The organism is Mycolicibacterium sp. lyk4-40-TYG-92 (genome assembly GCF_030209435.1).
Taxonomy (GTDB): domain Bacteria; phylum Actinomycetota; class Actinomycetes; order Mycobacteriales; family Mycobacteriaceae; genus Mycobacterium.
The window spans coordinates 29394-42406 of the sequence record NZ_JARVRX010000010.1; the positions used below are offsets into that span (position 1 = coordinate 29394).

General features: G+C 67.1%; 13 protein-coding genes. 10 read left to right on the forward strand and 3 right to left on the reverse strand.

The features are described 5' to 3' along the window. Positions 1-88: 88 nt before the first annotated feature. The gene (locus QRN63_RS14935; protein WP_285031502.1) at positions 89-1732 is read right to left on the reverse strand and encodes a phospho-sugar mutase; all 1644 of its coding nucleotides are present in this window, start codon (positions 1730-1732) and stop codon (positions 89-91) included. On the opposite strand from QRN63_RS14935, the gene QRN63_RS14940 reads away from it, so the two are divergent. The 4 genes from QRN63_RS14940 to QRN63_RS14955 all read left to right on the forward strand — a co-directional run bounded on the left by QRN63_RS14940 (position 1698) and on the right by QRN63_RS14955 (position 3847). Further along, positions 1698-2012 (forward strand): WXG100 family type VII secretion target, encoded by a 315-nt coding sequence (locus QRN63_RS14940; protein ID WP_285031503.1) that lies wholly within the window; start codon positions 1698-1700, stop codon positions 2010-2012. The two genes, QRN63_RS14935 and QRN63_RS14940, sit on opposite strands and share 35 nt — an antisense overlap. Further along, positions 2009-2296 (forward strand): WXG100 family type VII secretion target, encoded by a 288-nt coding sequence (locus QRN63_RS14945; protein ID WP_285031504.1) that lies wholly within the window; start codon positions 2009-2011, stop codon positions 2294-2296. The genes QRN63_RS14940 and QRN63_RS14945 overlap by 4 nt, the downstream gene beginning before the upstream one ends. Positions 2297-2420: 124 nt before the next feature. Next, positions 2421-3599, forward strand: coding sequence for a colicin E3/pyocin S6 family cytotoxin (locus tag QRN63_RS14950; RefSeq protein WP_285031505.1), 1179 nt, complete (start codon positions 2421-2423; stop codon positions 3597-3599). Then, positions 3599-3847, forward strand: a complete 249-nt coding sequence (locus QRN63_RS14955) for a DUF7683 domain-containing protein (RefSeq protein WP_502888137.1) — start codon at positions 3599-3601, stop codon at positions 3845-3847. The genes QRN63_RS14950 and QRN63_RS14955 overlap by 1 nt, the downstream gene beginning before the upstream one ends. Positions 3848-3912: 65 nt before the next feature. On the opposite strand, the gene QRN63_RS14960 is transcribed toward QRN63_RS14955, so the two are convergent. Then, the gene (locus QRN63_RS14960) at positions 3913-4719 is read right to left on the reverse strand and encodes a purine-nucleoside phosphorylase (RefSeq protein ID WP_285031507.1); all 807 of its coding nucleotides are present in this window, start codon (positions 4717-4719) and stop codon (positions 3913-3915) included. Positions 4720-4805: 86 nt separating this feature from the next. On the opposite strand from QRN63_RS14960, the gene QRN63_RS14965 reads away from it, so the two are divergent. The 3 genes from QRN63_RS14965 to QRN63_RS14975 all read left to right on the forward strand — a co-directional run bounded on the left by QRN63_RS14965 (position 4806) and on the right by QRN63_RS14975 (position 8311). Next, complete coding sequence (locus tag QRN63_RS14965) at positions 4806-6017, forward strand: M20 family metallopeptidase (protein WP_285031836.1); 1212 nt, start codon at positions 4806-4808, stop codon at positions 6015-6017. Beyond that, entirely contained in the window at positions 6014-7183 is a 1170-nt protein-coding gene (locus QRN63_RS14970) for a M20 family metallopeptidase (protein ID WP_285031508.1), read from the forward strand. Before QRN63_RS14965 ends, QRN63_RS14970 begins: the two co-directional genes overlap by 4 nt. A gap of 240 nt (positions 7184-7423) precedes the next feature. Beyond that, positions 7424-8311: a type IV toxin-antitoxin system AbiEi family antitoxin gene (locus QRN63_RS14975; RefSeq protein ID WP_285031509.1), complete on the forward strand. Its 888-nt coding sequence runs from the start codon at positions 7424-7426 to the stop codon at positions 8309-8311. A gap of 67 nt (positions 8312-8378) precedes the next feature. On the opposite strand, the gene QRN63_RS14980 is transcribed toward QRN63_RS14975, so the two are convergent. Further along, positions 8379-8846, reverse strand: coding sequence for a gamma-glutamylcyclotransferase family protein (locus tag QRN63_RS14980; RefSeq protein WP_267318214.1), 468 nt, complete (start codon positions 8844-8846; stop codon positions 8379-8381). A 60-nt stretch (positions 8847-8906) separates the two neighbouring features. Between QRN63_RS14980 and QRN63_RS14985 the strand changes: the two genes are divergently transcribed. The 3 genes from QRN63_RS14985 (at position 8907) to QRN63_RS14995 (ending at position 12992) form a co-directional block, all read left to right on the forward strand. Further along, a complete protein-coding gene (locus QRN63_RS14985; protein WP_267318213.1) occupies positions 8907-10322 on the forward strand; it encodes an NAD(P)H-quinone dehydrogenase in 1416 nt (471 codons plus the stop codon). 73 nt (positions 10323-10395) lie between these two features. Further along, positions 10396-12141, forward strand: a complete 1746-nt coding sequence (locus QRN63_RS14990; protein ID WP_285031510.1) for a glycerol-3-phosphate dehydrogenase/oxidase — start codon at positions 10396-10398, stop codon at positions 12139-12141. Then, on the forward strand, positions 12138-12992 hold the full coding sequence (locus QRN63_RS14995) for a pseudouridine synthase (protein ID WP_285031511.1): 855 nt from the start codon (positions 12138-12140) through the stop codon (positions 12990-12992). The genes QRN63_RS14990 and QRN63_RS14995 overlap by 4 nt, the downstream gene beginning before the upstream one ends. Positions 12993-13013: the final 21 nt, after the last annotated feature.

A 13013-nucleotide genomic window follows, 5' to 3' on the forward strand; every position in this document is an offset into this window, starting at 1 on the left:
TGCAAGGCTTGCGATCTGGAGCCGTCAGCATATGTTGACTATGTCAGCGCATGCTGACAAGTTCCGGCGCGCACGCGTCAGAGACCCCTCAGGCGGGGGCCAGGAGGCCGGCCGCGGCGGCGCGGATTTCCGCCAGTTGCGCCTCGGCGGCAACTCGGCTGGCAGCCACATCCGCGGCAGGCGGGCTGCTGATCTCCAGGTATCCCTTGACTTTCGGCTCGGTGCCCGACGGGCGCACCGCGATCCGCACGCCGTCGCCCGTGAAGATCAGGGCGTCGGTGCGACGTTGCCCGCGCAGCTGGGCGAGATCGTCGGTCCTGACAGTGATACCCGCGATCTGGGCCGGCGGGTCGGCACGTAGCCGGGCCATCACCGCGTCCGCGTCGGTGTGCACCGAGACCGCGCCGGTGAGGTGGACGCCGTATTTCGCGGCGAGCCAGTTCAGGCGATCCTCGACCGTCATTCCTTGATTCCGCAGTGCCACAACCAGATCGCAGAACACCACCGCAGCGCTGATGCCGTCTTTGTCGCGCACGGCATCGGGATCGACACAGTGGCCGATGGCCTCTTCGTAGGCATACCGCAACGTGGCGCCCGGAATGTCCTGGTCGGCGCGGGCCAGCCATTTGAAGCCGGTCAGGGTCTCGACGTGGTGAGCTCCGTAACTGGCGGCGATCGTCGCGAGCAGTTGCGACGAGACGAGCGAGCTGGCCACGACGGTCTTCTGGGCTTCGTCGGGGCTCAGGGTCGACAGCAGGTAATCGCCGAGAAGCCAACCGGTTTCGTTGCCCGACAGCATGCGCCAACCACTTGCGGTGCGTATCCCGACGGCGCAGCGGTCCGCGTCGGGATCGAGGGCGATGGCGACCTCGGCGTCGCTCTCGGCGGCAAGCGCAAGCAGCAGGTCGGTGGCGCCTGGTTCCTCGGGGTTGGGAAACGCGACGGTGGGGAAGTCGGGGTCGGGTTCGAATTGTGTTGCCACCGTGTGGACATCGGTGATGCCGGCGCGGTTCAACACGTCGATCGCCAGTGCGCCGCCGACGCCGTGCATGGCGGTCAGGGCCACCCGGAGGTCGCCTTCGGTCTTGCGGAGTGACCCGGCCTGGCGGGCGTACTGCTCGATGAGGGTTTCGTCGGTGGGCGTGACGGGCTGCCGGGCGATATCCGTCGGCGCATGGCGCATTGCCGTTTCGATGTCGCGGTCGGTGGGCGGGACGATCTGGATGCCGCCGTCGAAGTACACCTTGTAGCCGTTGTCGGCCGGCGGATTGTGTGACGCGGTGATCTGTACGCCGGCAGCGGCGTTGAGTTGGCGCACCGCATACGCCACGGCCGGGGTCGGCGCCGGGCGAGGAAGGAGAATGACGGAAAACCCCTCGGCGGCAAGGATTTCCGCTGTCGCGGTGGCGAACTCATCGGAGTGGTGCCGCGCGTCTCGACCGACGACGACCGCCGACCCGCCCAGACAACGGTCTTTGAGCACCTGCGCGACGGCCCACGTCGCCCTACTGACGGTGGTGACGTTCATGGCGTCGAGGCCCTCACGCATGGGGCCGCGGAGGCCGGCGGTGCCGAAGGTCAGGGGTGTGGTGGTCACGGTGGCCATTGTGCTCGCAGTGGGTTTTGGTGCGGGGCACACTGCGCCACTGCCTCTATTCTGGGCACTGGGGTGTAGGACGAATACAATGGGGGTTCGCGTGGCTGGCACGCTGGAAACAAGCTGGGACGACATGGTTAAGGCGGCCATGGGTTTAGCGACGCAGGCTGCGGAGTTGCGAGCTGAGTTGGACGCCATCGGACGTGAGTGGGATCACTTGTCAGGCGAATGGCGAGGTGACGCGTCGGCGTCCTACGGGAAGATATGGTCCGAGTGGACGACGGGCGCCGACGAAGTGGTTCGCGTGCTGCATGAATCTTCAGACTTGTTGCAGACGGCGGCACGCGCTTATGCCGAGCAAGACCACGACTCCGGGCGAAACATCTCGTCGGTCGACGTTGGGCCGCTGTGGTGAACGGATACACCGTTGATCTCGATAAGTTGCTGCGTTTCATTGATCGTGTAGCAGCGTTCGATAGCCGAGTAGAAGCGGTATCGAGTGAGGTGGACCGGCACGTCGCGCAGCTCAAGACGACGTGGCGTGGCGATGCTGCCGACGCACATCAGGATTATCACGCGCGCTGGACCGCTGCAGCAGAGCACATGCGACACGCGCTGGGCGAGCTGAAGGCAAAAGCGGAAGTTGCGCACGGGAGCTATTCGGGCGCAGTAGGCCACAATTCAGCGATGTGGCCGTGACGAGTGGCGCGTTGTTGATTGACCGCTGGGGGCCGGCCTAGTGGCGCCCATATCCGTCGACCCAAAAGTACTGTCCGAGGCCGCGGGGCTGTATGACAAAGCGCGCGGGTCCGCGGCCGAAGTGATGAAGACGCTGGTCGTTGCGTTGAATGACGGCGGCGGATCTGCCGGAACTGACAACGCAGGGCAGGCATGGTCGACGAGTTACGACCCTGCGGCGTTCGACGCGGTCAAAGCTGGCGGAGACGTCGTCAATGCCTACGCGAAGCTACATGATTTGCTTGCGTGCAGCGGCATCAATCACGCCAATGCCGAACGAGCGGCGAAATCACCACCCGAACCGCCCTTGGGCGCACCCGCGCTTGCTGCTTGGAACACTGTAGGAACATTCAAGGGCGCCTATGGCGGAGATACGGATGCGCCATTCGGATGGGGTTTTATCAGCCGTTGGCTGGAGGGCCACTTATGGCCCAACGGCGACCCCGATAAACTCCGAAAGCTCGGGAATGCCTGGAATGACGCCGCAAAGGGGCTGCGCGCTGCAAACAACCTTGCCGGACCCGCTTGGCAGTCAGTAGAAGACCAGTCGTCTCCCGATCTGGGCAAGGCCATGGCACAGATGGATTTAGTGGCAAATGATGTCGAGAAACTGGCCACTGAATATGAACAGCTTGGCAAGGCGTGCCTGGATTGGGCAGAGAAAATTGATGATGCGCATACCGAGATTCGTCACATCATTCGGGACACTATCGGTTGGGCAATCGCAGCCGGGATTGTTGGTGGCCTTGTCGGTAGCCTGATCGGCCCAGAGGGCACCGTTGGTGGAGCCGCTGCGGCGGCGTCGGTGGATGCGGCGGCCGCCGCGGCTCGGATTCGGCCGATACTAATTGCGTTAGATGCCGCGGCAGGATTGGCGACCGGCGCCGTTGCCGCCGGGGTGGCGGGTGCCGGCGTAGCAATCGCAGGCGTCACCAGAGACCTGCAGCCGCTGCTGCAGGCGAACGCTTCCATCTACAACGCCGAGGGCGGTGGGATGGTGAGTGGGCCCGGGGGGAGCTTCTACCCTGCTCCCAAGGAACTCAGGGCGTTCCCAAACGCAAAGACTGCGACCCGAAAGACGGGGATGTCGGGCGGACGTATGCGGCGACGTTGGAAAGATGACGACGGGACTATCTACGAGTGGGACAGCCAGCACGGCAAGGTTGAGGTCTACAACAAACGTGGCGTTCATCAAGGCGAATTCGATCCGGACACGGGTGCGCAGACAAAGCCGGCAGATCCCGGAAGGAAGGTGGAGCCGTAGTGCTTACGTGGTGGCTTCAGGGCTTTGACCGCACGACGGAGCGACTAGTGCAGGAGACGCATCTGACCCGTCTGACGGTGGCTGCGATTCGCGAAATCCTGCGCGTCGACGATGAGATTCCTGTGGAGCCCTTTGACTTCGATATTCCGAACCTCGATGCGGTTCGATCACTGGCGGCGTATGCGGATCAGCCGATTGCAGTCGATGAAACTCTCATCTATCAGTTGGGTTGTTACGAAGGCTCATAGAAGCCGCGAAACGCCTGAATCGGTTTCGCTGGGCGTTGCCTCCGTCAAAGCTTGGTGTCGCCGTCTCACAATCGCGCCAACACCTCGGCCAACAGCGTCCCCATCCGGGTCGCGGACTGGCGCCCCGCCTCCAGGACCTCGGCGTGGCTGAGCGGCTCGCCGGTCATCCCGGCCGCCAGGTTGGTCACCATCGAGATGCCGAGGACCTGGGCGCCACCGGCACGGGCCGCGATGGTCTCGTGCACCGTCGACATGCCGACCAGATCGGCACCGAGGGTGCGCAGCATCCGGATCTCGGCCGGTGTCTCGTAGTGCGGGCCGGGCAGGCCGGCGTACACGCCTTCGGCCAGCGTGGGGTCGACCGCACGGGCCAGTGCCCGCAGTCGCGGCGAATAGGCGTCGACCAGATCGACGAACTGCGCACCGACCAGGGGTGAGCGGGCCGTCAGGTTCAGGTGGTCACTGATCAGTACGGGCTGGCCCACCGAGTACTCGTCACGCAGGCCGCCGGCGGCGTTGGTGAGCACCACGGTGTTCGCGCCGGCCGCGATGGCGGTGCGCACGGGGTGCACGACGTGCCGCAGGTCATGGCCCTCATAGGCGTGGATGCGTCCCAGCAGCACCAAAACGTTGCGGCCGCCGATCTGCAGCGCGAGCACCTGGCCACCGTGGCCCGATGCCGTCGGCGGCGTGAATCCGGGCAGGTCACCCATGGTGATGGTGGCTACCGGCTCGCCCAGTACAGCGGCCGCCGGGGCCCAGCCGGAACCGAGGACGACAGCCACCTCGAAGTCGGTGATTCCGGTGCGGTCACGGATGGCGGCGGCGGCCGCAGCGGCGGCGAGGTCAGGGGTGGCCTGCGGATCGGTCACGGCGTCCACCTTAGGTCCACCCCGTCGCTTCGCTCGCCCCGACAGTTGCCAGCCGGGGCCGAACGGGCCGGTGCGATACTTCCATGATGCTGACGGGAGACGCACTGCAGACGGTCACCGATGCCGTTGCGCGTCACCGCGCCGATCTGATCGAACTGTCGCACTCGATCCACGCCGAGCCGGAACTGGCTTTCGCGGAGCATCGCAGCTGCGCCAAGACCCAGGCGCTCGTGGCCGAGCGCGGCTTCCACGTCACCCCGGCCGCCGGTGGCCTGGACACTGCCTTCCGCGCCGACTACGGCAGCGGTGACCTGGTGATCGGCATCTGCGCCGAGTACGACGCGCTGCCCGGCATCGGACATGCGTGCGGACACAACATCATTGCCGCGTCGGCGGTCGGTACGGCACTGGCGCTGGCCGAGGTCGCCGACGAGATCGGCATCACCGTGGCGTTGATCGGCACGCCCGCCGAGGAAGCCGGCGGCGGAAAAGCGTTGCTGTTGAACGCCGGCCTGTTCGACGACGTCGCGGCGTCGGTGATGCTGCACCCCGGTCCGGTGGACATCGCGGGAGCGCGGTCCCTGGCGCTGTCCGAGGTGTCGGTGGCCTACCGCGGACGCGAGTCGCACGCCGCCGTCGCGCCGTACTTGGGCATCAATGCCGCCGATGCGGTGACGGTCGCGCAGGTGGCGATCGGGCTGCTGCGTCAGCAGTTGACGCCCGGTCAGATGATGCACGGCATCGTCACCGACGGTGGTCAGGCGCCGAATGTCATTCCGGCGCATGCGGAATTGCTGTACACCATGCGCGCCACGGACTCGGCGTCGCTGGACGAGCTTGAGGTGCGGATGTTCTCGTGCTTCGCGGCCGGCGCACTGGCGGCGGGCTGCACGCACGAGGTGACGGAGGTGTCACCGCGCTACGACGCGCTGACACCGGACCCGTGGTTGACCACGGTGTTCCGTGCCGAGATGGAGCGCCTCGGCCGTACTCCGCTGCCGATGGATCTGGAAGTGTCTGTGCCCCTGGGGAGTACCGACATGGGTAACGTCACGCAGGTGATGCCGGGTATCCATCCGGTGGTCGGGATCGAGGCCAACGGGGCGTCGATCCACCAGCCGGAGTTCACCGCCGCCGCGGCGGGGCCGAGTGCGGACAAGGCTGTGACCGAGGGCGCAATCATGTTGGCGCGCACGGTGGTTGCGTTGGCGCAGGCGCCGGACGAACGGGCCCGGGTTTTGCAGAAGATGGCGGACCGGGCAGCGGTTCAGCAACAAGTGAAGGCAGGGCGCGGATGACCCTCTCGGACCACGCCGAGCGCTGGCTGGCCACGAACTACGGTGACCTGGTCGGGTGGCGGCGGCATCTGCACGCCAACCCGGAGTTGGGCCGGCAGGAGTTCGAGACCACCAGGTTTGTCGCGACGCGGCTGGCCGAGGCCGGGTTGAACCCGAAGATTCTGCCCGGTGGCACCGGTCTGACCTGTGATTTCGGTCCCGAGGACCGGCCGCGGATCGCGCTGCGGGCCGACATGGACGCGCTGCCGATGGACGAACGCACCGGCCTGCCGTTCGCCTCGACCGTCCCCAACGTGGCGCATGCGTGCGGGCACGACGGCCACACCGCGGTGCTGCTGGGCACCGGTTTGGCGCTCGCGTCCGCGCCGACGCTGCCCGTCGGCGTGCGTCTGGTCTTCCAGGCCGCCGAGGAGCTGATGCCCGGTGGCGCACTGGACGCGATCTCCGCGGGTGCGCTGGCGGGTGTGTCGAGAATCTTTGCGCTGCACTGTGATCCGCGTCTCGAGGTCGGCAAGGTTGCCACCATTCCGGGACCCATCACCTCGGCCGCCGATCAGATCGAGATCGCCCTGCACTCGCCGGGTGGGCACACGTCCCGCCCGCACCTGACGGGTGATCTGGTCTATGCGCTCGGCTCGCTGATCACGGGGGTGCCCGGCATCTTGTCGCGGCGCGTGGACCCGCGGCACAGCACCGTCATGGTGTGGGGCGCGGTCAACGCCGGGTTCGCCTCGAACGCCATTCCGCAGGCGGGAACCCTTGCCGGCACCATCCGCACCGCCAGCCGAGATGCCTGGGTGGAGATGGAATCGATTGTTCGCGAGATCGTTTCGTCGCTGCTGGCGCCCCTCAATGTCGATCACACGGTGCTGTACCGGCGCGGTGTTCCGCCGGTGGTCAACGAAGAACTGTCGACGCGGATCATGACCCACGCCATCGAGGCGCTGGGCCCGGACGCCCTGGCCGACACCAAGCAATCCGGTGGTGGCGAAGACTTCTCGTGGTATCTCGAAGAGGTGCCGGGCGCCATGGCCCGCCTCGGCGTCTGGCCTGGCGTCGGCCCGCAACTCGACCTCCACCAGCCAAACTTCGACCTCGACGAACGCGCCCTCGGCGTCGGCGTCCGGGTGCTGGTCAACATCATCGAGCAGGCCGCCGCCTTCTGACCCGTCGTAATCCGCCGAGCCCGCGGCCTAGGAACCACCTCCCGCGAGCGGCCGTGTTTGTACGCCAACACGCCGTATTTCGTGCGCATTCAGGGGCCGCTCGCGGCCGGCGAGTGGCCGTGAACTGTGCACTGATCCATGTGCCGCTTCACGCTCCGCGAAATTCCACAGTTCGTGATTGATCCACAGATCGCCTGAAGCGCCTTTCGGCGCCTGCCGTGGCCGCCGACCATCGGTGTCATGAACGCCGACCTCGAAGCATTGCTCGACCGCCAGGGTGGGGTCGCAACCAGCGCTCAGATTCTGCAGACGCTGTCGCGCAGAACCTTTGAGGCACACCTGAGAACGGGTGCGCTGGAACGTATTTGGCAAGGTATCTACTCGCGTGGTGAGCCCGACGACTGGACTCGTCTCCGAGGACTCGATCTCGCAGCGGGCAAACCGGTGCCCGTATGCCTGGGTACGGCGGCGGCGCTCTACGGATTCGATACCGAGGAGCCGGAGGACCTCCATGTGCTCAATCCCGAGGGTTCTCACCTGCGGCATGCCGACGGGCTGGTGATTCACCGGCGTGACGGTGCGCCGATGGCAATCGCCCAGGGTCGGCCCGCGACCGCGCCGGCGTGGACCGCGATCGAGGTAGCGCGCTCGGTGCGACGGCCACGTGCGCTGGCAACGCTCGATGCTGCACTGCGTTCAGGTACCTGCGACCGAGTGGAGTTGTCCCGGGCGGTGACCAAACAGGCCGGACGGCGCGGCATCGTCGCCGTGAGGGAGTTGTTGCCCATCGCAGACCCGCGCGCAGAGTCACCGATGGAGAGCGAGGCGCGGCTCGTGATGATCGACGGCGGCTTGCCGATGCCCGAACTGCAGTACGAGGTCGTCGATGGCCGCGGGAAGCTACGTCGGCTGGATTTCGCGTGGCCGCGGTACCACGTGGCTGCCGAGTACGACGGTGTGGATTGGCACAGCGGAGCAGACGCGATGTTGGCCGACAGGGAGCGAGCTTCGGCGCTGATGGATGTGGGATGGACCGCGATTTCGATGGTCTTCGAGGACGTCCGTTACCGCCCGGATGACCTCGTCGCCCGTATCAATGGGCGGTTTGGTCACGCTCGCGCCGCGTGAGGGGCCCCGAATTGCACACGAAACACGGTGTGTCGCTGTACAAACACGGCCGCTCGCGGGAAAAAAACTAGGGCCCGATGTTGCGGGAGGGGCGGGTGCGGAGGTGGTGGACGTAGTCGGCGGGGGCACCGGCGATCTCGGCCGCCTCGGCCATCACTCCGAGGTATCGGGCTGAGGGCAGCCCGCCCTCCCAGGCGTCGACGACGTACATCCAGGCGAGCACCGGGTCGGTCGAGGTGTCCGAGGACACCCGGTGCACCCGGCAGCGGATCTTCTTGTGGATGCCGAGTTCGGAGCCTTCCCAGCGGTCCAGGCGTTCCTCGTCCTCGCGGGTCATGTCGTAGAGCACGACGAAGACCTTCGACAGCGGATCCTCGACCAGCGTCGCCAGCGCGCCCTCCCAGCCGATGTCGGCGCCGGCGAACGTCAGTCGCCAGCCGTGCAGCCACCCCGTGGCCGCCATCGGAGAATGAGGGGCCCGCTGAAGCATCTGCTCCGGATGCATGTTCGATCCGTAAGCGGCGTAGAGCGGCACTCGGCAAGCCTACGGCTTGTTGTCCGGCGACCAACACCCAACTCAGGGTTAGATGTAGCCGTGGCTACCCGCATCGTGATCATCGGCGGCGGTCCCGCCGGGTATGAGGCAGCCCTGGTTGCCGCCGGTTACGGCCCTGAGGCAACTGAGGTCACCGTCGTCGACCGGGACGGTATCGGTGGTGCCTGCGTGCTCTGGGACTGCGTGCCGTCCAAGACGTTCATCGCTTCGAGCGGCGTGCGCACCGAGTTGCGCAGGGCCGACGGGCTGGGCTTCGACATCAAGATCGAGGACGCCAAGATCTCGTTGCCGCAGATCAACAACCGGGTCAAGACGCTGGCTCGGAGCCAGTCGGTCGACATCGGCGGTCAGTTGCTGCGCGCCGGTGTCAACGTGGTGGCCGGCTGTGGCGAGCTCGTCGACAGCATCCCCGGCATGGCGCACCACCGCGTGAAGGTCACGACGCCCGACGGCCGAACCGGCGTTCTCAAGGCCGACGTCGTGCTGATCGCCACCGGCGCCAGCCCCCGGGTGCTGCCCAACGCGAAACCCGACGGTGAACGCATCCTGAACTGGCGTCAGCTGTACGACCTGAACGACCTGCCCGAGCACCTGGTCATCGTGGGCTCCGGTGTCACCGGCGCCGAGTTCTGCAACGCCTACACCGAACTCGGCGTCAAGGTCACGGTCGTGGCCAGCCGCGACCAGATCCTGCCGCATGAAGACTCCGACGCCGCCGCGGTGCTCGAGGAGGTGTTCTCCGAGCGCGGTGTGACGTTGGTCAAGAACGCCCGCGCCGATTCGGTGGTCCGCACCGAAACCGGCATCAAGGTGAGCCTCGCCGACGGCCGCGTCGTGGAGGGCAGCCACGCGTTGATGAGTATCGGGTCGGTACCCAACACCTCGGGCCTGGGGCTGGAGAAGGCCGGCATCGAGCTCGGTCCCGGCAACTACTTGACGGTCGACCGCGTGTCGCGCACCAAGGCGCCGGGCATCTACGCGGCCGGCGACTGTACAGGCCTGCTGCCGCTGGCCTCAGTGGCCGCCATGCAGGGCCGCATCGCGATGTATCACGCTCTCGGTGAAGGGGTTTCGCCGATCAAGCTGCGGACCGTCGCGGCCGCGGTGTTCACCCGCCCCGAGATTGCCGCGGTCGGGGTGCCGCAGTCGGCGATCGATGCCGGCACCGTCCCGGCCCGCACCCTGATGCTGCCGCTGACCACCAATGCGCGCGCGAAGATGTCGTTGGTGCGGCGCGGTTTTGTCAAGATCTTCTGTCGACCGGCGACGGGCGTGGTGATCGGCGGCGTCGTGGTCGCGCCGATCGCCTCCGAGCTGATCCTGCCGATCGCGCTCGCGGTGCAGAACCGGATCTCGGTGACGGACCTCGCCCAGACGCTGTCGGTGTATCCGTCGTTCTCGGGTTCGATCGTCGAGGCGGCCCGCCGGCTCATGGCGCACGACGATCTGGACTGACACACGAACAGGGCCGACCACGTAGGCTCGGGTTCGCAACGCCTACCGACGAGTAACCACGAGGAGTTCCGCCGTGAGTGACCCGATTCCCGGTCCGGGCAATGGGCAGACCCTACTGAACCGCGCGCAGCGCGATACCGCGTGGAACCGGCTGGGCGCCGAGCAGTTCGACGTCATCGTGATCGGCGGCGGTGTCGTCGGTGCCGGTGCGGCGCTCGACGCGGCGACGCGCGGTTTGAAGGTCGCCCTGGTCGAGGCGCGTGACTTCGCCTCCGGCACCTCGAGCCGCAGCAGCAAGATGTTCCACGGTGGCCTGCGCTACCTCGAGCAGCTCGAGTTCGGCCTCGTCCGGGAGGCGCTGTACGAACGCGAACTGTCGCTGACGACACTGGCGCCGCACCTCGTGAAGCCGTTGCCGTTCCTGTTCCCGCTGACCAAGCGGGTCTGGGAGCGCCCCTACATCGCCGCAGGCATCTTCCTGTACGACCAGCTGGGTGGAGCGAAGTCGGTGCCCGCGCAGAAGCACCTGCTCAAGGCCGGGGCGCTGCGCCTGGCCCCCGGGCTCAAGCGCAGTTCGCTGATCGGTGCGATCCGCTACTACGACACCGTCGTCGACGACGCCCGGCACACCATGACCGTCGCCCGCACCGCGGCGCATTACGGCGCCGTCGTCCGCACCTCGACGCAGGTCGTGGCACTGCTCCGCGAAGGCGACCGGGTCACCGGCGTGCGGGTCCGCGATTCGGAAACCGGTGCGGTGACCGAGGTCTGCGGCCACGTGGTGGTCAACGCGACCGGGGTCTGGACCGACGAGATTCAGGCCCTGTCGAAGCAGCGCGGCCGGTTCCGGGTCCGCGCCTCCAAAGGCGTGCACATCGTCGTCCCGCGGGACCGCATCGTCAGCGAGGTGGCGATCATCCTGCGCACCGAGAAGTCGGTGCTTTTCGTCATTCCGTGGGGCACACACTGGATCATCGGCACCACCGACACCGACTGGAACCTGGACCTGGCGCACCCGGCGGCGACCAAGGCCGACATCGACTACATCCTCGGGCACGTCAACAAGGTGCTGGCCACGCCCCTCAACCATGACGACATCGACGGCGTCTACGCGGGCCTGCGTCCGCTGCTGGCCGGTGAGAGCGAGGAAACGTCCAAGCTGTCCCGCGAGCACGCGGTCGCGGTGCCGGCCCCGGGCCTGGTGGCCATCGCCGGTGGCAAGTACACGACCTACCGGGTCATGGGTGAGGACGCCATCGACGCGGCCAGCGAGTTCGTGCCGACCCGGGTGGCGCCGTCGATCACCGAGAAGGTGCCGCTGCTCGGCGCCGACGGCTACTTCGCGCTGATCAACCAGACCGAACATGTCGGTCAGCACTACGGTCTGCATCCCTACCGGGTGCGGCACCTGCTGGACCGCTACGGCTCGCTGATCGGCGAGGTGCTGGACATGGCCGCCGACCGGCCCGAACTGCTGGAACCCATCACCGAGGCGCCGGTGTACCTGAAGGTCGAGGCCTGGTACGCGGCCGCCGCGGAGGGCGCCCTGCACCTCGAGGACATCCTGGCCCGCCGCATGCGGATCTCCATCGAGTACCAGCACCGCGGCGTCGACTGCGCGCGCGAGGTCGCGGAAGTTGTTGCGCCCGTGCTGGGTTGGAGCGCCGAGGACATCGACCGCGAGGTTGCGACGTACCTGGCCCGCGTCGAAGCCGAGGTGCTGTCACAGACCCAGCCCGACGACGAATCGGCAGATGCGTTGCGCGCGGCAGCTCCCGAGGCTCGGTCCGAGATCCTCGAGCCGGTGCCGCTCGATTGAGCCTGCCCGTCCGTCCCGGATACGAGGGGATCGGGCCTGCCCGGCTACGGGTGCACGGCGGGCCGGTGCTGGCTGAGCTGCGGTCCCGGTTCGGTGCCGACGCCGCCGCGAAAGTCCTTGCCGGCGAGGTGCTTTGCGCTGACGGGTCGGTCGTCTCGGATGTGACGGAGCTGCCGGCCGGTGCCTTCATCTACTGGTACCGCGACCTGCCCGACGAGGTCGTCGTTCCGTTCGACGTGCCGGTGCTGTACCGCGACGAGAACATCGTCGTGGTCGACAAGCCGCACTTCCTGGCCACCACGCCCCGCGGCGGGCACGTGGTGCAGACGGCCCTGGTGCGGCTGCGACGGGAGTTGGGGTTGTGGGAGCTGTCACCGGCACATCGGCTGGACCGGCTGACGGCCGGCGTCCTGGTGTTCACCGCACGGCGCGAGGTCCGTGGGGCGTATCAGACGATGTTCGCCTCGGGCGGGGCGGCCAAGACGTATCTGGCGCGGTCGTCGGCCGGGACGTTGGACGGGCCCGTCGAACTACGGAATCGAATTGTGAAGCGGCGCGGGTCGTTACAGGCCGTCATCGAGCCCGGCGAGGTGAACGCGGTGACGGTGGTCGAGCCGTTGGGCTCCGGCTTGTTCCAGCTGACGCCCGCCACCGGCCGGACCCACCAGTTGCGGGTGCACATGAACTCGCTCGGGCTCCCCATCGACGGGGATCCGTTGTACCCCACGGTGCTGGATGTTCCTGCCGGCGATTTCTCGACGCCGCTGCGGTTGTTGGCGCAGCGGCTGGCCTTTGCCGACCCGGTGACCGGGGAGCAGCGGGAGTTCGTCAGCGCGCGCGAGCTCGATTAGCCCCTGTGTTCTACTGCTAGC